Here is a 20,168-nt window from a genome sequence, read left to right as displayed (position 1 = left end):
AGCGGCACCGGATCGACCGGCGTTGCGCCCTTGCGCAATTCGAAGTGTAGCTGGGGCTTGGAAACCGAGCCGCTCATGCCAACCGTACCGATGGAGTCGCCGCGACTGACCGCGGCACCCTTGGCAACACTCATGCCGTTGAGGTGTGCATAGGCGGATACGTAGCCATTGGCATGGCGGATAAGGATCAGGTTGCCATAACCTTCAACGCCCGAACCGACATAGATGACCGTACCATTCTCGGCAGCCTTGACCGTCGAGCCCTCGGGCACGTCGATATTGATGCCCGTGCCACGCGAGGCAGCGAAGTCGGTGATGACACGACCGCTGACCGGCCACCGGAACTTGTCGTTGCCAGAGGCGACCGGTTCGGCCGCCGGTGCAGTTGCGACCTGGGTCGGCGCCGGAGTGGCGACGGGGGCAGCAACCGGAGCTGGGGTCGCCGTTGGGGCAACCGCGACTTGCTGTGGAGCGGCCTGCGGGCGGCCGAGGGGAGCCGGCGCGGCACCAAGGGTCTGCGTGGCACTGGCCAACTGAACCGTGGGCTGAGCGGCAGTCTGCGGCGTCCGCACCAGGTCTGGGCGACCCGGGATGATCAGCGACTGGCCAACGACGATCTTGTCCGGCGACGACAGGCCGTTTGCCTGCACCAACGCTTGGGTAGTGACCTCATAGCGACGGGCGATCGTATAGAGCGACTCGCCACCAGCAATCGTGTGGGTGTAGGCGCCGGCCGTCGAGGGCGCCGATGCAACCATCGGAGCTGCAGCAGGAGCCGCGCTGGGCACGCTGTTGTTGACGGGCAATGCAGCGTTGGAGCTCGGAAGCGAACCGAGGGCAACGGCGGGCGGCATAGACGGCACGGAGGCCGAAGTCTGCATGGCGGGCATGGCTTGCGGGGTTCCCATGGAAGCGGATGAACTCAGTACAGGAAGATCCTGGGATCGAACCGAGGGCGCACTTGCCCCCATACCGATCGGCGAAACTGAGCCGACCGGCTGCGTGAAGCCCGACTGTACGGGCGACGCGGATTGAACGGGAGAGGCACCCCAGGAAGAACCAATCGGTGCCGGTGGCAGAAATCGCTGCTCGGCAACCTGCATCGTGGCAGGCGCCCCAAGCGAGGCCGGCATGGGTTGGTTCAGCGTGGCAGGTGCGGATGACTGGGTGACGGAGCCGGTCGTCGTAGAATCGCCAAACGCTCGCGATCCAAGACTTGAACAACCGGACAAGCCGACGGCTGCTACTAACAGACCAGCCACGGCGACTGCACCTTTAGGCACCCTGACAGACAGGTTTTTACGCATCGGCTAACTCGTACGCAGGTACTTAACACTGGAAACGAGACTAGGCCGGTAAGGTAAAAGGGGCCTTAAAGCCGATGCGATTTGAGTGAAATCGAATAGGCCATGTTGTCGAATGGGTAAGGTTAAGATTGGCCGGCTGGGGACAAGCTCAGCTTTCCCAGTCGTTCCAGGGCCGCTTGTTCGGTTTGCTGCAGCGCAAAGGGGGTCACCGTAATCGTGTTCCTGCGACGCAAAACCTCGAAATCCGCATTTGGATTCAGCGGCATAGGCGTTTCAGGGATGGTCACGAAAAACTCGCCGTCCTTATCGCTGGGATAGTAGCGGAAGGCGGATCGTGAGAAGCGCTGGTGCGGCACTGCCGCTATCCCCGCGACCTCTACTGGCGAGCAAACCGGGAAATTGACGTTGTAAAAAACGTCATCCTCTCCACGCGCCGAAAGAATCGCCCGGACAACATCTGTCCCGAAACGAATCGAATTGGACCAATCGACCGCGTGACTTCTTTCGTAGTCGATCGCTTGACTCATCGCGATTCCGACCGCGCCCTGCAAAGCGCCTTCCCTCGCGCCCGCGGCCGTACCCGAGCAATTGACGATGTCGCCAAGATTCTGCCCGGCATTGACGCCGGACAGAACAAGGTCGGCCGGCCTGCCGGCCAGCAAATGCGTCATGCCCGCGACGACACAGTCCGCGGGCGACCCGCCGACAACCGCAAACCGCCGATTGCCGCGCTGCTCCAGCGAGAGTTCACGACCGAGCGTAAAGCGGTGCCCTGCCCCGGATTGGTTGCCATCGGGCGCCACGATCCAGACATCGTCCGAAAGCGCGGCCGCGATATCGGCCATGATGGCGATACCTGGCGCATCCACACCATCGTCATTGGTGATGAGGATGCGCATGGATCACTTGCCTCCGATGGAGGTGAGCCCGCCCATATAGGGCTGCAGTGCCTCGGGAATCAGCACCGAGCCATCTTCCTGCTGGTAGTTCTCCAGCACGGCGATGAGGCAACGGCCAACGGCAGTACCCGAGCCATTGAGCGTATGCACATAACGCGGCGCCTGCTTTTCGCCGGACGGACGATAGCGTGCCTCCATACGGCGGGCCTGGAAATCGCCGCAGACGGAGACGGACGAAATCTCGCGATAGGTGTCCTGCCCCGGCAGCCAGACTTCGAGGTCGTAGGTCTTGCGTGCGCCAAAACCCATGTCGCCGGTACAAAGCATCATGACGCGGTAATGGAGCCCCAGGCGCTGAAGCACGGTTTCGGCGCAGGTGAGCATGCGTTCGTGTTCGTCGATCGAGGTTTCGGCCGTGGTGATCGACACCATTTCGACCTTATCGAACTGGTGCTGGCGCAGCATGCCGCGGGTATCGCGACCGGCGGACCCGGCTTCGGAACGGAAGCACGGCGTCAGCGCCGCAAAACGCAGCGGCAGCTCTTCCTCCGACAGGATAGATTCGCGCACCATATTGGTGAGGGGCACTTCGGCCGTCGGGATAAGGGCCAGGCGCGAGTCGCCATGCGGCGTGAAGAACAGGTCTTCCTCGAATTTCGGCAACTGATTGGTGCCAAAGAGAGCATCGTCGCGCACGAGCAGCGGCGGCTGCACTTCAAGATAGCCGTTCTCGGTGGTGTGCAGGTCGAGCATGAACTGGCCGATGGCACGTTCGAGGCGCGCGATCTGGCCCTTCAGCACCACAAAGCGGCTGCCGGAAAGCTTGGCGGCCACTTCGAAGTCCATGTCTTTCTCGGCGACGCCGATTTCGTAGTGCTCTTTCGGCGAGAAGCTGAAGCTTGGCTTCACCGGCCGCTGCCGTGCGGCAGTTTCAGCCGTACCGTTAGCGCCGAAATATTCGACATTGTCGCTTTCGTCGTCGCCCTGCGGCACATCATCGAGCGCGAGGTTGGGAATGACAGACAGCGCCGCGCGCAACTCGGCCTCGACCGCACGTTCTTCGGCTTCTCCGGTGGGGATGAAGTCCTTGAGGCGAGCAACCTCAGCCATCAGCTCCTGTGCCTTGGCTTCGTCCTTCTGAGCCTTGGCCTGGCCGATCTGCTTGGAAAGCGCATTGCGCTTTTCCTGCGCTTCATTGAGGCGGACAATGATCTCCCGGCGCCGATCATCGATGGCCAGCAGATCGGAGGACCGCACGGAAACGTTCTTGCGCCGAGAAACGGCAGCGTCGAAAGCTTCGGCGTTGGCTCTGATCCACTTTATATCGAACATCGGTACTTACGGGCCTTGGCCCGCCTCTGGTTTGACGCAGGCCCTGGTCAACACCCCGAGACGCGCCTGCCAGCGCCGCGGGGCAGAACTTGGCTGCACCCGCGACGTAACGCGGAGCAGCTATTCGCTAGATGAACCGGAAAGCTCGGCGTTCTCGGCAGCCAACCTGGCCTCGCGCCGCTTCTGCACAACCCGAACCGACAGGATCGCCAGTTCGTAAAGCGCGTACATCGGCAGGGCAAGCCCGATCTGGGAGATCGGATCCGGCGGCGTGATCAAGGCAGCCACGATCAGAATGCCGACAACGGCATAACGACGGCCCTTCTTGAGCATATCGACATTGACGAGATCGATCTGGGCCAGAAGCGTCAGCACGACTGGCAACTGGAAGCAGATACCGAACGCCAGTATCAGCGTCATGGCGAAGCCGAGATATTCGGACACGCGCGGCACCAGCTTGATTTCTTCCGTCTCCATGCCGGCAAAGAAATGCAGCGCCATCGGAAGCACGGTGAAATAGACCATCAGCGCGCCGAGCACGAAGAACACGGGCGTTGCGATGAGATAGGGCACCAGCGCCTTGCGCTCGTGCTTGTAGAGCCCCGGCGCCATAAAAAGATAAATCTGCGAGGCGAGGAACGGGAAGCCGAGGAAGATAGCGCCGAAGAACGCCAGGTTGAGTTCTGTGAAGAACAATTCCTGTGGAGCCGTATAGATGAGCTCGATCGTGTGCGTGGGATCGCTGGCGTAGACACCGCGATATGGCCCCAGAAGAATATCGAAAATATTCTTGGAGACGAGGAAACAGCCGATCATCAGCACGATGATTGCTATGGCGCAATTGATCAGGCGTTTGCGCAGCTCGATGAGGTGCTCAAGAAGGGGCGCCTCGCTACCGGCGAGTTCGTCCTCGACCTCGGGCTTGCTCTTGTCTTCCAGTTGCGGCTGCTTGGCGTCGGCCATCATTATTTCGTTTCTGCCGATTCATTCGGCTTCTTGCGAGGCGCGCGCGGTTTCTTGACCGCAGCGGTCGGCTCGGCGGCCACCTCTGCAACGGCAGCCTTGGTGCGGGGCTTACGGACCGGCTTTGGAGCAGCTTCTGCTTCTGCCGTGGCCGTGGCCGCAACCTTGGGCGCAGCAGGCTTTTTCGTTGCGGCGGTCTTGGTTGCGGGCGCAGCCTTCTTTGCCGTCGAGGCCTTGGCGGCCTTCACCGTCTCGATGGGCGCAAGATCAGTGGTCGTCACCGGAGCAGTCGGCGCTGCGGCAACTGACTTTGCCGGCACCACCTTGGCAGCTTTCACCGGCTCGCTGGGCTTGAAGCCATAGTCGGCTGCCAACTGGTCGCTCGACTTCTTTTCCGCCGGAGGCATTCCAGCGGCACTGCGCAGCTCGTCAACCACGCTTTCCACCTTGGGATCGGCAGGCTTGATGGCGCCGCTCGGCTGCGGGCCGGTCGGCGTCATTGTGTTGAATTCCTTGCGGATTTCTTCGGCCGTCTTTTTCAGTGGCGAGGTGATGGAATTGCGGAGGTTCCGCACTTCATCAAGCCCTGTGGTCCGATTGATTTCCCGCTGGAATTCATTGCCCATACGGCGGATTTGACCCACGAACTTGCCAATTCGTCCCATGACGACAGGCATATCTTTGGGGCCAATGACGATCAGCGCAACGACGCCGATCACCAGCATCTCTGTCCAGCCTAGACCGAGCATAAAGATAGTCTCCGAGCGCGGCGCGTGGCCGCTAAGTCAGGCCGAGAAGAACTAGACGTCCTTGCGCTCGGTCTCACGAGCCTCGACATCGGCGGTCGTGGTGACACGTTCAGCCGGCTTGTCGTCGTCCTTCATGCCCTTCTGGAAGGCTTTGATGCCCGAGGCAACTTCGCCCATCATGCCGGAGATCTTCCCGCGACCGAACAGCAGAACGACGACGACGGCGACAACGAGAATGCCCCAAATGGAAGGCGCGTGCATGGTGATCTCCCTAGACTTTCAGAACGCGTTACACGCGATAGATGTGGGAGAAATAGGTTCAATCGCGGGCAAACACAAGAACGTGTTGCCGTTGCGCACTCACGAAAGCGGCAACCTGCCCTCGTGACTATTCCTCGTCGCCGGCCGCATCGCCCTGATCGTCCGGTGCAAGTGGGTCTTCGTCCTCTCGCAGGGCGCCATCGAACGGCAGTGGAATTTGCAGTGATGGCGGTAACCTGGACGACAGGAGCCCTGCCCCCTTGAGTTCGTCGAGGCCAGGCAAGTCGGACAAATGCTCCAGCCCAAAATGGTCAAGAAAGGCATCGGTAGTGCCGTAGGTAACTGGCCTGCCAGGTGTCCGTCGCCGGCCGCGCATCCGCACCCAGCCCGCTTCCATCAGGATATCCATGGTGCCCTTGCCGACTGCAACGCCGCGCACTTCCTCGATTTCGGCGCGGGTGGTCGGCTGGTGATAGGCGATGATGGCCAGTGTTTCGAGCGCAGCCCGGGAAAGCGGTCGCGTTTCCTCTTCCTCGCGGCGCAACAGGAAACCAAGGTCTTCGGCGGTGCGAAACGCCCAGCGCTCGCCACGTCGCACCAGATTGACGCCACGGTTGGAATAAAGGGCACGCAGTTCTTCAATCAGAACCGGCAGGTTCGCGCCGTCGCCCACATAGGGCGACATTTCAGCCAGCGACAAAGGCTCGGACGAGGCAAAGAGCAGTGCCTCCAGAATGCGCAACTGCCGCTGCCGCACCTCACCCCCGTAGGCGTCCTGATCGTTCATAGCTGTTCACGCTTTCGGCGCCGCAACAGGATGGGGCCAAATGTCTCGCTCTGCCGTACTTCGATTTCCCCCTGACGCACCAGCTCCAGACTGGAAGCGAAGGTCGAGGCCCGGACAGTCGCTCGCTCGTCGGGTCGAGCGAGGTATTGTTCGAGATAGCTGTCCATCGCCACCCATTCGGCGCTTTCGCCAATCAACCGCTGCAATATGTCTCGCGCGTCCTGAAGGGACCAAACCGTCCTTGTGTAAGGGCGGTATTCGGTGACGGTACCGCGCTCGCGTTGGGCAGAATAGGCCTTGAGCAGTTCATAATAGGTCGCTTCCCAGATCGATTTTCGGGAAACTTCGAGTGGCTCGGGCGCGCCGCGCGAATAAATCTGGAGCCCGAGCCTGGGTCGGCTCAACAATCGGCTCGCGGCGAGGCGCATGGCCTCAAGGCGCTTGAGCCTGAACTGCAGCATGGCGGCCAGCATCTCGCCGGATGGCTCATCGTCATCAGGCGCCTGCGGCACCATCAGGCGGCTCTTCAGGTAAGCCAGCCACGCGGCCATCACCAGATAGTCGGCCGCGACCTCGATGCGACGTTCGCGTACCCGGTCGATGAAGGCGAGATATTGCTCGGCGAGGGCAAGGATGGAAATGGCCGCGAGATCGACCTTCTGCCGTCGCGCCAAATCCAGCAACAGATCAAGCGGCCCTTCATAGCCATCGACATCGACATGCAGCACCTCGCCGGGTGGCGACGTGTCGGCATCGAGCCAATCGGTCGGCGAACCATTCATAAGGAAAACCGCAGCGCAGAAGTCATGCCGCATCCTTGGCGGCCCGGAGCCGCAGCGTCAAGCGAGCCAAGTTGTTGGGCTAGAAGCTGAACACACCTTCGACCGGAACATGGTCACTCGGCTTGTCCCAACCGCGCACATCCTTGTGGACGGTGACATCGTCAAGCCGGTCTGCCGCCTGAGGCGAGAGCATCAGATGATCTATGCGTATCCCGGCATTCCGCCGCCAAGCGCCGGCCTGGAAATCCCAAAAGGTGAATGTCTGCTCAGCGGTGATGGAACGCAAGGCATCGGTCATGCCGAGGTTACGCAAAATACGGAACTTTTCGAGGCTTTCCGGACGGTAGAGCGCGTCGCCCCACCAGGCGTCGGGATCATGCGCATCGATGGGTGCGGGGATGAGATTGAAGTCGCCCATCAGCACGAAAGGTTCTTCCAGCGCCAGGCGACCGGCGACGAAAGTGTTGAGGCGATCCATCCAGCGCAGCTTGTAAGGAAACTTCTCCGTATCGACCGGATTGCCGTTCGGCAGGTAGATATTGCAGATGCGGACCACACCGCCTTCGACCGAAAAGACACCTTCGATCAGCCGCGATTGTCCATCGGCATCGTCACCCGGCAGGCCGCGATGCACTTCGTCGAAGGGAAGCTTGGAGAGGAGCGCGACGCCGTTCCAGCTCTTCTGGCCGTGGGTCACGACATTATAGCCAAGCGCCTCGATCTCGGCGGTCGGAAAGCCTTCGTCGACCGTTTTGATTTCTTGAAGGCCAACGACGTCGGGCTTTTCCTCGTCGAGCCAGCGCAGCAGCAGTTCAAGCCGCGCCTTGATGCCATTGATGTTCCAGGTGGCGACACGCAAGGCCATGGCTCTCTCCGGCTCTAGTTGAGGTCGGCGTAAACGGCGCGAATGAGGTCCTTGGGATAACGTCCCGTGCACCCTTCGAGCGCCGTATTGCTCATCGACACTATCGTAATGGCATTGGCGGGATCGACAAGCCAGGAATGGCCATAAACCCCACCCCAATTGACGGTGCCCTTGGCCGACGCCGACGCGGCCGCCTCTGGATCATCGATCACGGCACCGAAGTAGCCGAAGCGCTGCCCTTGATCCTGACGATAGACATCGCCGATGCGATTGGAGAATCCAAGCGCTACCGTCTCCGGCTTCAGCACGGAACCGCCGCCCGTTCGCAGGGTTTCGAGAAATTTCGCAATATTCTCGGGTGTTCCCGCCATGCCTGCGCCACCGGACTGAAAAGCCGTGTCGCTGAAGATGCGGGAGGGCGAGAACATCACCGTACCGCCGTCTTCCCCGGCAACGAATTGCGGATCGGTCATCACAGTCGGTTCAGGCGCTCCATCGGCATAAGGCACAGCCAGGCGTGCCTTGTCCGCGACGAAAAAGCCGGTCTCGTGCATACCGAGTGGCCCGGTCAAATGGGCGCGGACTGCGTCCTCCAGCGAGCCCCCCTGCACCGCCGCCAGAACGGCGCCAAGAACGTCGATCGCCACCGAATAAGTCCAACCAGTGCCCGGCACGAAGAGGAGCGGCGCTGCGGCTACCTTAGAAAAATTGGCTCGAAAATCCTTGTCGCTCGGCCCCAGGCCGGTCGAGATCGTCTCGTCAGCGTAGCCATAGGCAAGGCCCGACGTATGGGTCAGCAAATGGTGGATGGTGATGCTTGCCGGCGAACCGTCCTCAAGCCTGGGCGCAAAGTAGTCGAGATGTCCGGAGACGAGATCATCAAGGCCGAGCAAACCCTTGTCGATCATGGCGAGTGCCGTCGCCGCAACGATGGGCTTTGTGACTGAGGCCAGCCGATAGATGGCATTCTCCATCATCGGCACGCCAGCCTCGCGATCGAAATGGCCGGCAGTGCGCCGCAGGACCAGTTCCCCGTGACGATAAACGATGAGTTCAGCCCCGACGATCTTGTTGCCGGACACAGCCTCATCCATGACCGCGTTGACGCGCGCGCCCATATTCCCCTCCCAGAGATGCTTTTGATTATTTAGACGGCGAAACTCGTGCCGCAGCCGCAGGATGCGACGGCGTTCGGGTTCTTGATCTGAAAGGCCTGGCCGATCAGGTCGTCCACATAGTCGATTTCCGCGCCGCCCATGAATTCCAGGCTCAGCGAATCGATCAGCACTGTGGCATCACCCTTTTGCAGAACGAGGTCGTCTTCGTTCGCCGTCTCCTGCACGAGATTGTATTCGTACTGAAAACCGGAACAACCGCCACCAGCCACCGAGATGCGCAGCACGGTTCCCGTCTGTTCTTTCGACAGAATGCGGGACACGCGCTTTGCGGCGCGATCCGACAATGTAACGGCAGGTGTTTCGGCGAGGGCGGCAGTGGTCATTTGAAGTGTCCGTACGGTCGTAATGTCATAACACTGGCCCTAAGATAGGCGCATGACGCGCCATTGCAAAGGCCTGGAACAATAAGATGAACGAAACAGCGTCCTATGCGAGCAAGCCCGAAGATTCCCTTGGGCGTCTTTATGGCACCGGGCCGAGCCCTACACGGTCCGAGTTCCAGCGCGACCGCGACCGCATTATCCACTCGACCGCCTTCCGCCGGCTTCAGCACAAGACGCAGGTTTTTCTGCACCACGAAGGCCGGCATTTCCGCAATCGCCTGACGCATACGCTCGAAGTGAGCCAAATCGCCCGCTCGATTGCACGCGCTCTCCGGCTCAATGAAGATCTCGCCGAAGCTGTCGCGCTCAGCCACGATCTCGGCCACACGCCGTTTGGTCATGCCGGCGAGCGCGCCCTGCACCGGGCGATGGCGCCCTATGGTGGATTTGACCACAACGTTCAGGCCCTGCGCGTCGTCACCCGGCTCGAAAATCGCTATGCCGAGCACGACGGGCTCAACCTGACCTGGGAGACGCTCGAAGGCATTTTGAAGCACAATGGCCCGCTGATCCACGCGGATGGCAGTCCGTTTGGGCGTTATGTCGAAGAGGGCCTGCCGGCCGGCGTTGCCGATATTCTCGCGGTCGCGGATTTGCGGCTTTCAAGCCATGCCAGCCTTGAGGCCCAAGTGGCCGCCATCGCTGATGACATCGCTTATAACGCACACGACATCGACGACGCCCTGCGCGCGGGCCTGGTTCAACTCGCCGATTTCGAGGACGCCCCAATGGCAGGCCCAATCGTGCGTGAGGTCGAAGGTCTCTATCCGGAAGTCGCGGTGAAGCGGCAGACACATGAAGTGCAGCGGCGCATGATCACGCGCGCCATTGAGGACGTTATCGCCCATAGCGCGGCCGGTATTGCCGCGTCGGGAATTGAGAGCGCCGAAGACGTTCGAATGGCCGGCAAGACCCTCATCGCATTCTCGCCTGCAACGGCCGAAGCTGAAAAGGGATTGAAGGGCGTACTCTACAAACGAGTCTATCGCGACGAGGCAGTCATGCGTCCGGTTCGCGAAAGTGAAGCCGTCGTCGAGCGGCTTTTTGCAGCATACATGGAAAGCGCCGACATGCCTGGCCGCTGGGGCGAGGCCGCCGCGGCCGCAGGCGATGCGACGCTACGCGCTCGCATCGTTGCGGACTTCATTGCGGGCATGACCGATCCCTATGCGCTTGACGAACATCAGCGCTTGTTTGACGCTAGGCCGGAATTCCGCTAACCGCCTCACAGCATTTCCAGCGGGTTTGTCATGGATATCTTCGCACTTTTCACCACTCGGGTCACCGAGGCTCTGCTTGCCGATCACCCCGAACTGGGCGCCGATCTGCTGTCGCGCGTTGTGGTGGAACCGCCGCGAGACTCTTCCCATGGCGATCTTTCGACCAATGCCGCCATGGTCGTGGCCAAGCCGCTAGGCAAGAATCCGCGCGAGGTCGCTGCGGCCTTGGTGGAACGTTTCAAGGCTGACACCGATGTAACCTCAATTGAGGTTGCAGGGCCTGGCTTCATCAATTTCCGTCTCGCCACGCCCATTCTGCACCAGGTGCTGAAGGCGATTGGCGAGCAGAAGGACGCCTACGGCAAGTCCAACCTTGGCAAGGGCGAACGGGTCAACGTCGAGTACGTCTCGGCCAATCCGACCGGCCCGATGCATGTGGGCCATACCCGCGGCGCGGTCTTCGGCGACGCCCTCGCTTCGCTCATGGCTTATTCCGGCTATGATGTGACGCGCGAATATTACATCAACGACACCGGCGGCCAGACCATCATTCTGGGCCAGTCCGCTCTGCTGCGTTACCGCGAAGCCCTTGGCGAAACCATCGAGATTCCCTCTGGTTTTTATCCCGGTGACTACCTCATCCCCGTCGGTAAGGCCCTCGCTGCCGAATACGGTGCCTCGCTCCTCGAAAAGCCGGAGCAGGAAGCCGTACTCATCGCCCGCGAGGCGGCGCTCGCCGAGATGATGGAATTGATCAAAGCCGACCTGGCCCAGCTCAATATCCACCACGACGTCTTCTTCTCCGAGCGTACCCTGCATGGTCAGGGCGGCGACATCCAGACGACGCTCGATTGGCTGCGCGACGAAGGCATGGTCTATCAGGGCCTCCTCGAAGCGCCCAAGGGCAAGACGCCGGACGATTGGGAAGAGCGCGAGCAAACCCTGTTCCGCGCCAAGGATTTTGGCGACGACACCGACCGCGCGCTGGTCAAGTCGGACGGCAGCTACACCTATTTTGCCGCCGACATTGCCTATCACCGCAACAAATATCTCCGCGGCTTCAAGCACATGGTCAACGTGCTCGGCGCCGATCATTCGGGCTATGTGAAGCGCTTGCAGGCGGCCGTAAAGGCTGTGTCGCATGGCGAGGCAGATATCGACGTACGCATCTGCCAGCTCGTGCGCCTGCTCAAGAACGGCGAGCCGTTCAAGATGTCGAAGCGCTCCGGCGACCTCGTCCTCCTTTCTGACGTCGTCGAGGAAGTTGGCGCTGATGCGACGCGTTTCATGCTGCTCTTCCGTCGCAACGACGCCTCGATGGACTTCGACTTCGCCGTCGTCAAAGAACAGACCCGCGACAATCCGGTGTTCTATGTCCAGTACGCCCATGCGCGTGCTTGCTCGATCTTCCGCACGGCTGAACGCGACGTGCCGGGGCTCGATTTCAGCGCCCCTGCCCTCGCCAATGCCGAAGCCGAGTTGCTGACTTCAGCCGCCGATCTCGAGCTTATCCGGCTTCTCGCTGCCTGGCCGCGCACGGTTTCGGCAGCAGCAGTTGCGCACGAGCCCCATCGTATTGCATTCTATGTTCACGACCTTGCCGCGGCCTTCCACGGCTTCTGGGCCAAGGGCAAGGATGACCATTCGTTACGGTTTGTTAACGCTGCCGATCCAAAGCTCACTTTGGCGCGACTCGCACTTGTGGATGCCGTACGCCAGGTAATCCGCAATGGCCTTGGAATTCTGGGTGTTTCGGCTCCCGAAGAGCTTTCATAATTCGGGCGCATTAGTGTGAAAACTCGCGGCAAACTCCCTAAGGGAGCGCTTGCAGCAATCTAGGGGCGCTGGCCGATGACGACAGCGAAACCGAAACATATGGCAGGACAGACCGATAGCGCGGACGACCTGATCGCAGAACTCGCCAGACTGATGGCCGAAGACGCTCAGGGCGATAAGCCCAAGAGCGAGCCGTCGGTGACGGTCCGGATTCCGGGGGGCGACAGTCCTGCGGCAGTTGTCCCTCAGAAAGAAGCGGAGGCGCCAAGCCGTCCGGTTCGCATTCCAGGCGACAATGCCCCTGCGACCGAACCCTTCGCCTTCGACTTCAATCGCAAGCCTCAGGCCAGTCAGCCCAAGGTAGAAGTTCAGCCACGGGTGGAGCCTCCAGCGTTCTCGGCGACACCCAACGCACCCAAGCCCACAGTAAACGAGGCTCCGGTCGTAGAGCGTCACTTCACGCCTCAGCCAGCGCCCGCACCAACGACGCCGGTGGCGCCCGTCGCAATTGCGCCGCAGGACGTTGCTCCGCCGGCACCCGTGTTTACGCGGGTTGAGCCAGTAGCGCCGCCTGCAGAAGAAATGCCCGAGCTGGATCAGGATAGCCTTGCCAGCCTCATCGCGGCCGAACTGGCCGTTGAGGAAGAGCCGAAGACCTACGCCCAGACTCAAGACGATCCAGTCGACGAACTCGACGTGACCGAAGAGGTGCGCGGCCAGACGTTCCCGCGCGAAGCCGATGCTTTCGGCATTCCTCCGGTTTTTGGCCTGGGGTCGGGCGCCGTGAGCAAGCCTGAGGTTCACCAAGAACCTCCGGTGGCCGCCGCGCCTGAAGTCAAACCGACCATGGCCAATATTGGGCATAGCCCGGTCGTGCCGCAGCAGCAGCCGAAACCGCAGGCTTTGCCAGATCCGCTCGAGGAGATCGAGCGCTTGATCGGCCCTGCAGCCAGGGCCCAGCAAGCGCCGCCTCCGCCGAGTGCTGCTTTGCGGAGCCTCGCAACACCAACCCTGCCCCCGCGCGAGTCGCAATCCGCCGCTGCCGCCGCATCGGTACAACAAAACACCCGCGTTTCGTCGGTGGAAGAGGCGATTTTGGCTGCCGCTCAGACCAGTGGGGCCCACGTGGAATGGGTAGAGCCGGCCATTGAGGCCAGCCTTCCACCTGATGAGCCTGTGAGGACGCCAAAAGCGCCGCGTGGCCGTGTGCTCGGCCTGACGCGGTCTCTAGCCGGTCCTGTAGTTGCTACGTTGCTGCTGGCGGTTGCTGCGGTCGGCCTCTACACGGTCCTCGGACTTGGCAGCGGCACTCCCGACGGCCCTGCGCCGCTTGTTGCCGCCGACACGACGCCCACCAAGGAAGTTCCCGAGCCGGCGCCCGCCGCCGACGCGGCGAGCCAGTCCGTGGTCTTCAACGAAATTTCTGGCGTCGATACCGGCGCAGAAGAACAGATCGTCTCGCGGGACCAGTCCGATGTCGAAGCCGTGACACAGGTCGCCTCGACTGAAGCGAATGAAGAAGGACTGGTCAATCGCAAGGTCCGCACCGTGACAGTGCGGCCAGATGGCACGATCGTTAGTGGCAGCGACAGCCTTGCTGGTTCTGCGATGCTGCCAGTCGACCGACCCACTGTGCCGGAAGTTCCCGGTGCCGACTTCTCGACGCCCGATCTGATCGCCAACGCGATTGCGAATGCGCCTGCCGCTATTCCGGAGCCAACTCCGGCCGCTGCAACGCCCACGGTCGTTCCCGTACAGCCAGGCTCGACCGTTCCGGTCGTCGACCTCACCGGCGCGCCGGTTAGCGGCAAGATGGCGCCCGTTCCCCTCGTTCGTCCGACGAACTTCACGCCACAGGCTGCGGTCACTGCTCCAGTAGCGGCTACGCCCGCTCCGGCAGTGGCGACAGCACCTGCACCGACCCTGCCGACCCCAACTCCCGCCGTCGCACAGCCTCAGCCGGCAGCCACGGCGTCGGCCGGCAACTCAGCCCCTGCATATGTGCAATTGTCATCGCAGCGGACAGAGGAAACTGCCCGCCAGACGGCGGAACAAATCGCCAGCCGCTTCGGTTCGCTTTTTGGTGGCGCCAGCCTTGAAGTCCAGCGCGTTGATCTCGGTGATCGCGGGATTTTCTATCGCGTTCGGGTGCCGGCAAACTCGCTGCAGGACGCCAATACCATCTGTTCGAACGTCAAGGCGAACGGCGGCGACTGCTTCACCCTCTAGGGGTCTGACGCCGCAGCGTTAGCCGCTGCGGCACTACTTCTCAGAAGTCTGCAAACTGCGGAGCGATGGATTCGGCCAGCGCCGCTGCATTGGCCCGATCCTCGGGCCGGGCCAGCAAGGACGCACGGTTGAGCAATTCATCGACCTGCGCCTGATCGGCGGTGCCGCGGCAACGGTCATGGGACAAGTTTAGCCACATCAGCCCTTCGATCGGCTGGGCTTCGACGCCTTCCATGCCAGTAAAGAGCAGGTCGCCAAGGCGAGCCTGAGCCAGGCAATGCCCCTTGCGGGCAGCAAGCGAGAACCAGCGCGCGCTTTGCAGCGGATTTACGCCCAGGCCTTCGTCCTGCAGATACAGCAGGCCTACGCGGTACTGAGCATCGGCGTCGCCGAAATAAGTGGCGGCGTGAAGCAGCAATGCATGCGAGCGCTCCACGTCTGCCGGAATGCCAGCGTCGGGCACGCCCAGGCGATAATAGTCGCCCATCTTCACGAAGGACTGCGCGACGATATCTGACTCGACACCACGCGGCGCAGCATCGGCATGCTGGTTGGCGATCTGGGCGAAGTAGCCGAATGCCTTCGCAGGATCCTTGGCAACACCCTCGCCGTTTTCGTACATGGTCCCAAGCTGCCACATGGCCATTGGTTGACCAGCAGCCGCGGCATTCTCAAGCGCGGAAAGATAGGCATCGCCAGACACGCCGCCGCCAGCGCCGTCCAGCATATTGGCTAGATCAAGTGCGGCTTCGGCAGCAGTCTGCGCCTGTGCGGGGATCGCTGCTGTCAGGACCGACAGCGCAAGTCCGGTTACCGCGGATGCCAGATAAAAAGCCGGCGATTTCCGCATCTTACTCCTTTTGCCCATAACGGCCTGGGCGGGTGCTACAAATATCTGCTGTTCGATCGACATTCCCAGGGAATTTGATCCTGATGTCGTTCGAGGAAAAGCGAAGTGTGAAGTTTTGGTAAACTCGCATTGCGGCAGGATTTGAGCCAAGGACATCACATCGCCGCGGGCTGTGCCGACGGCTAATGAGCCACTCAAATTGCAAGAATTGATCTTATCCTGTCTGCGCACGTGCTCACCAAGAACCGGCGGATTCCCGCCTATTTTCAAGCAGTCTGGCGCGCCACAGACAGACCACAGGCGAAACCCTGCGGTTTCACCTCCGAACTGCCGACACCCGCCCCCGAATGCCTAGCCATCTCGTTTAAGATGAGATTGTGGCGGGAAACATCGCCAAATTCTTTATGCGGAGCACCGCCGAAGTGAATCCCAGGTGCTGTTGCCAATTCGTCACAGACGTCGCGAGCAAAGCCCGACCGCGTGAACACGGCGTTGTGAAAGGAACGCGAAGAACTCATACTTCGCCTGCTTTTTGCGCCGAGTGCAAAGGAGTTCGAAATGAAAGCGATCCTGTTCCCGATCAACCACACGGAAATTCATCAGGACATGATCGTTCATGCATTCGAAAAACGCCTCGGAAGAAGCGCGCCGGGCACGCACTAGCCGCTCTCTTCACGACTTCTTCTCGCGCCCCGGCCTTCAGCGGGCTCGCAAATTCGTATCCTATTATCGTCCATACCGGCATCTGCTGGTCATGGACCTTGTTTGCGCGGCGCTGATCGCTGCCACGGCCATTGCCCTGCCGCTCTGCGCCAACTATGTGACCACGCGCCTGCTGGTTCTCGACGATAGCTCCGAGGCTCTCTCGCAGATATTCGCCATGGGTGGCGTCATGGTCCTGGTGCTCATCGCCCAGGCCGCCGCAACTTTCTTTGTCGACTACCAGGGGCACGCCATGGGTGCGCGCATTGAGGCCGACGTGCGGCGGGAGCTCTTTGAGCACTGCCAGAGGCTCTCGTTCAGCTTCTATGACCGAAGCCGCGTCGGGCAATTGATGAGCCGGATCACCAATGACACCTTTGCCTTGGGGGAGATGTTCCACCATGGGCCGGAGGACATCGCCATTGGCCTCCTGAAGTTCGCCGGCGCCTTGACGGTGCTGTTCTTCATTGATCAGACGCTGACTGGCTACATTGCCATTCTCCTGCCCATTGCGATTGTTTACGCCCTCTACTTCAACCGACGCATGAACAAGGCGCTGGCACGAAGCCGGGAGAGGATTGCCTCGGTCAACGAACGGGTCGAGGACGCGCTCGGCGGCATTCGCGTTGTCCAATCCTTTGCCAATGAGGACTTCGAACTGGCCCGGTTTGAAGCGGAAAACCGGACCTTCGTCGAAAGTCGCAAGGATGGCTACCGCAGCGAGACCTGGTTCTTTGTGGGGATGGAGGTCTTCGTCCATTCGGTGACGATCATCGTGATCATTGCCGGTGCGATGCGTATCCTAGCCGCAGACATGTCGGTGCCCGACCTCCTGACGTTCCTGCTGTGTGTCGGTGTTCTGGTCGACCCGGTAAACCGCCTCGCCAATATCGTGCGACTTTGGCAGGAGGGCTCCACCGGCTTCACCCGCGTAATAGAAATCCTCGAGCAGGTCCCTGACATCGTCGATGCGCCTGGTGCCCGCCCTGCCCCGCACTTCGAGGGTAACATCCGCTTCGATGCGTTGAGCTTCGGCTACGGCGACGGCCGAACCGTATTCTCAAACCTGTCCATCAACATCGCACCTGGGGAGTTCGTCGCCCTGGTTGGGCCCTCTGGCGTCGGCAAGAGCACGCTCTGCGCGCTCATCCCTCGCTTTTACGAGGTGGAGGGCGGTCGCATAACGATCGATGGAGAAGACATCCGCAATTTCGAGCTTGCTTCTCTGCGGCGCCAGATCGGGGTCGTGCAACAGGACACCTATCTGTTTGCGGGCACCGTGGCCGAAAACCTGCGCTACGGTCGTCCGGGCGCCAGCGACGACGAGATCGTTGCTGCGGCCAAGGCTGCCAATGCGCATGAATTTATCATGGCTCTTCCACAGGGCTATGACACCGATGTTGGGCAGCGCGGCGTGAAACTGTCTGGCGGACAAAAGCAACGGCTGACGATTGCCCGCGCCTTCCTCAAAGACCCGGCTATTCTCATCTTCGATGAGGCGACCAGTGCCCTAGACAACGAAAGTGAGCGTGCGGTCCAAATGGCCCTGCAGTCCCTCGCCAGGGGTCGCACAACCCTCGTCATCGCGCACCGCCTGACCACGGTCCGCAATGCTGATCGCATTCTCGTGCTCACTGAGAATGGGATCGCCGAAGAAGGCAAGCATGACGAGCTGATGGCCGCTAACGGCTACTATGCCCGCCTTCAGGCGGTCCAGGCCAGCATCTAGCCAGCGTCACCCCTCCCCGCTGGGGGAGGGGTAGCACGCCTAGAACAGGCGACTTCTACGCATCCACCAGACCAGAGTGGCTGCCAAAACGATCAGGATGAGGCAAACTATCCAGAACGCACCGTCATGGTCCGCGAACGGGATTCCCGAGACATTCATCCCGAGCATGCCGCTGATAAGGGTCAATGGCGAGAACACCACCGTCACGGCCGCCAGCAGCAGCATGGTCCGGTTCATCTGCTCAGCACGGTCATCGACGATTTCTTCATGCACCAGCACCGCGCGCTCCGACAGGGCCTGCAATTCTTCGCCGATACGGGCCGTACGCATGGCCGCATCGCGCAACCGCAGCCGATCCCTGTCTGAAAAGAACGACAAGTCTTCGATTTCCAGCGTTGTCAGCGCATCACGCTGCGGCCAGACCAATCGGCGGAAACTGATGAGCGTCCGGCGCAAATGCTCAAGGTTGTCCTGAGCCTTTTCGGTGCGGTGCGTAATGAGGGTCTCTTCGACCTCATCAAGCCGGTCGCCCAGCATCTCGATCAGCGGCTCGAGACGGTCGGTGGCCCGGAGCGCCAGGCGCGCAATCAGGTCGGCGGGCGAAACGGGCGCATGGACGGACTGCTCCCATTTTGACATGCCCAGGAAATCGAGGATGTTGAGCTCTGACGCGATGATAACGCGGCTCTTCTCGATCCAGACCGTGAGAAACTGACGGCCGATATCGTGCGGAGCCGCACCGGGACGCACCACGCGCAACATTACCAGAGCCCGGTCATCCATGACCGTGCATCGCGAGCGTGACGTCGGCGATGTCAGCAGTCCCGAATTGAACTCGCCCAGTTCCCCGCGCAGCCACAGCTTGAATTCTGGCGCCTTGGAATTGCCGACGACCAGCTTGAAGCCGCGTGGCGGCACGACCGGCAAGGTTTCGCTCGGTTCGTACCGCTTCATGCCGCCTTCGCCATCAAAGACAAGGACGGCGCCGACGCCGACAAGACCGTTGTGCAGCGCACGGTCGCTTGGTTGCTTCGGCGCTCCATCCATCTCGTCAGCTCAAACGCTTAAGGGCTTCGAGGATCTTGTGGCGACGATCGATTGCAGCTTCACGACGAGCCTTCTGCTCTTCGATTACCTCCTCCGGCGCTTTCGACACGAACTGCTCATTGCCAAGCTTCTTGTCGATGCCGGAAACCTCGCCGTCGAGCTTGCCAACTTCCTTTTCAAGGCGGGACTTTTCAGCCGTGATGTCGATCACACCAGCCAATGGCAAGGCGTAGGTCGAGTCACCGACGACGAACTGCGCCGACTCGCCGGGAACCTGGTTTTGCGGCGAAATCTGCTCAAGTCGCGCCAGTCGGCTGATCAGCGAAGTGCCTGCCACGAGGCGAGCCAAAGTCTGCTCGCCAGCGCCAGTCACTACCAACTGCAACTTGGCGCCCGCCGGCACGTTCATTTCGGCGCGGACGGAGCGGACGTTGGAGATGACGTCGATCAGCCAGGCCAATTCAGCGTCGGCTGCCGCATCTTCAAGGCCCTGATAGGTCGGCCACTCGGTGAGGATGAGCAGGCCATCGCGCTTCGGACCGGCCTTGCCGGTCTCGGCCCACAGTTCTTCGGTGACGAAGGGCATCATCGGGTGAAGCATGATCAGGATCTGATCAAGCGCCCAGGCCGCAGTCGCCCGCGTCTCGGCCTTGGCAGCCTCGTCTTCGCCGTTGAATACCGGCTTGGCGAATTCGACGTACCAGTCGCAGAACGTGCCCCAGACGAAGTCGTAGGCATTGTTGGCGGATTCGTTGAACTTGTAGTCCTCGATGCCCTGACGTACCGCCGCCAACCCGCGAACGGTGGCGCCGACGATCCAGCGATTGAGCGGCAGTGTGTTGGCCTTGGGATCAAAACCCTCGACGCGACGGCACTCGTTCATTTCAAGGAAGCGCGCGGCGTTCCAAAGCTTGGTGACGAAGTTGCGATAGCCTTCCACACGCGAGATCGCGAGCTTCAGGTCACGCCCCTGGGCTGCCATGGCTGCCAGCGTAAAGCGGGTCGCGTCAGCGCCATACTCATCGACGAGCTTCAGGGGATCGATCACGTTCCCCTTGGTTTTGCTCATCTTTTGGCCCTTCTCGTCACGGACGAGGGCGTGCATATAG

18 protein-coding genes are annotated in these 20,168 nt (G+C 61.1%); 4 read left to right on the top strand and 14 right to left on the bottom strand.

Features of this window, described 5'->3' with window-relative positions; all coding sequences use genetic code 11:
• From ABW043_RS11835 to erpA, 11 genes are all read right to left on the bottom strand, one after another.
• On the bottom strand, positions 1-890 hold an 890-nt coding region (locus ABW043_RS11835; RefSeq protein WP_353921407.1), incomplete at its 3' end, for a peptidoglycan DD-metalloendopeptidase family protein.
• Positions 891-1,429: 539 nt separating this feature from the next.
• Positions 1,430-2,206, bottom strand: a complete 777-nt coding sequence (surE, locus tag ABW043_RS11830) for a 5'/3'-nucleotidase SurE (protein ID WP_353921406.1) — start codon at positions 2,204-2,206, stop codon at positions 1,430-1,432.
• Positions 2,207-2,209: 3 nt separating this feature from the next.
• Positions 2,210-3,538 carry a serine--tRNA ligase gene (gene serS, locus ABW043_RS11825; protein ID WP_353921405.1) on the bottom strand — a complete coding sequence of 443 codons (1,329 nt, stop codon included), beginning with the start codon at positions 3,536-3,538 and terminating at the stop codon, positions 2,210-2,212.
• A 120-nt stretch (positions 3,539-3,658) separates the two neighbouring features.
• A complete protein-coding gene (gene tatC, locus ABW043_RS11820; RefSeq protein WP_353921404.1) occupies positions 3,659-4,501 on the bottom strand; it encodes a twin-arginine translocase subunit TatC in 843 nt (280 codons plus the stop codon).
• A 2-nt stretch (positions 4,502-4,503) separates the two neighbouring features.
• On the bottom strand, positions 4,504-5,250 hold the full coding sequence (gene tatB / locus ABW043_RS11815) for a Sec-independent protein translocase protein TatB (RefSeq protein WP_353921403.1): 747 nt from the start codon (positions 5,248-5,250) through the stop codon (positions 4,504-4,506).
• A gap of 51 nt (positions 5,251-5,301) precedes the next feature.
• Positions 5,302-5,511, bottom strand: coding sequence for a twin-arginine translocase TatA/TatE family subunit (locus ABW043_RS11810; RefSeq protein ID WP_353921402.1), 210 nt, complete (start codon positions 5,509-5,511; stop codon positions 5,302-5,304).
• A 127-nt stretch (positions 5,512-5,638) separates the two neighbouring features.
• Positions 5,639-6,298: an SMC-Scp complex subunit ScpB gene (gene scpB, locus ABW043_RS11805; protein ID WP_353921401.1), complete on the bottom strand. Its 660-nt coding sequence runs from the start codon at positions 6,296-6,298 to the stop codon at positions 5,639-5,641.
• A complete protein-coding gene (locus ABW043_RS11800) occupies positions 6,295-7,080 on the bottom strand; it encodes a segregation and condensation protein A (protein ID WP_353921400.1) in 786 nt (261 codons plus the stop codon). The genes scpB and ABW043_RS11800 overlap by 4 nt, the downstream gene beginning before the upstream one ends.
• Before the next feature lie 79 nt (positions 7,081-7,159).
• Complete coding sequence (xth, locus tag ABW043_RS11795) at positions 7,160-7,939, bottom strand: exodeoxyribonuclease III (protein WP_353921409.1); 780 nt, start codon at positions 7,937-7,939, stop codon at positions 7,160-7,162.
• A gap of 20 nt (positions 7,940-7,959) precedes the next feature.
• Complete coding sequence (locus tag ABW043_RS11790) at positions 7,960-9,063, bottom strand: serine hydrolase domain-containing protein (RefSeq protein ID WP_353921399.1); 1,104 nt, start codon at positions 9,061-9,063, stop codon at positions 7,960-7,962.
• A gap of 29 nt (positions 9,064-9,092) precedes the next feature.
• On the bottom strand, positions 9,093-9,446 hold the full coding sequence (gene erpA, locus ABW043_RS11785) for an iron-sulfur cluster insertion protein ErpA (RefSeq protein ID WP_353921398.1): 354 nt from the start codon (positions 9,444-9,446) through the stop codon (positions 9,093-9,095).
• Positions 9,447-9,532: 86 nt separating this feature from the next.
• On the opposite strand from erpA, the gene ABW043_RS11780 reads away from it, so the two are divergent.
• The 3 genes from ABW043_RS11780 to ABW043_RS11770 all read left to right on the top strand — a co-directional run bounded on the left by ABW043_RS11780 (position 9,533) and on the right by ABW043_RS11770 (position 14,731).
• Complete coding sequence (locus tag ABW043_RS11780) at positions 9,533-10,726, top strand: deoxyguanosinetriphosphate triphosphohydrolase (RefSeq protein WP_353921397.1); 1,194 nt, start codon at positions 9,533-9,535, stop codon at positions 10,724-10,726.
• Positions 10,727-10,756: 30 nt separating this feature from the next.
• Positions 10,757-12,502: an arginine--tRNA ligase gene (gene argS, locus ABW043_RS11775; protein WP_353921396.1), complete on the top strand. Its 1,746-nt coding sequence runs from the start codon at positions 10,757-10,759 to the stop codon at positions 12,500-12,502.
• A gap of 75 nt (positions 12,503-12,577) precedes the next feature.
• Complete coding sequence (locus tag ABW043_RS11770; protein WP_353921395.1) at positions 12,578-14,731, top strand: SPOR domain-containing protein; 2,154 nt, start codon at positions 12,578-12,580, stop codon at positions 14,729-14,731.
• 40 nt (positions 14,732-14,771) lie between these two features.
• On the opposite strand, the gene ABW043_RS11765 is transcribed toward ABW043_RS11770, so the two are convergent.
• The gene (locus ABW043_RS11765; RefSeq protein WP_353921394.1) at positions 14,772-15,644 is read right to left on the bottom strand and encodes a tetratricopeptide repeat protein; all 873 of its coding nucleotides are present in this window, start codon (positions 15,642-15,644) and stop codon (positions 14,772-14,774) included.
• Between the two features lie 691 nt (positions 15,645-16,335).
• On the opposite strand from ABW043_RS11765, the gene ABW043_RS11760 reads away from it, so the two are divergent.
• Positions 16,336-18,012, top strand: a complete 1,677-nt coding sequence (locus ABW043_RS11760; protein ID WP_353921408.1) for an ABC transporter ATP-binding protein — start codon at positions 16,336-16,338, stop codon at positions 18,010-18,012.
• A gap of 39 nt (positions 18,013-18,051) precedes the next feature.
• Here the strand turns inward: ABW043_RS11760 and ABW043_RS11755 are convergent, their stop codons facing one another.
• Both ABW043_RS11755 and ABW043_RS11750 read right to left on the bottom strand, forming a co-directional pair.
• Complete coding sequence (locus ABW043_RS11755; RefSeq protein WP_353921393.1) at positions 18,052-19,059, bottom strand: CorA family divalent cation transporter; 1,008 nt, start codon at positions 19,057-19,059, stop codon at positions 18,052-18,054.
• A 4-nt stretch (positions 19,060-19,063) separates the two neighbouring features.
• Positions 19,064-20,168, bottom strand: a 1,105-nt coding sequence (locus ABW043_RS11750; protein ID WP_353921392.1) for a class I tRNA ligase family protein, incomplete at its 5' end; no start/stop codon positions are given.

Source organism: Devosia sp., from assembly GCF_040509215.1.
GTDB lineage: Bacteria > Pseudomonadota > Alphaproteobacteria > Rhizobiales > Devosiaceae > Devosia.
Note: the sequence above shows the minus strand (reverse complement) of the source record. Positions and strands in the feature narration are given on the sequence as shown.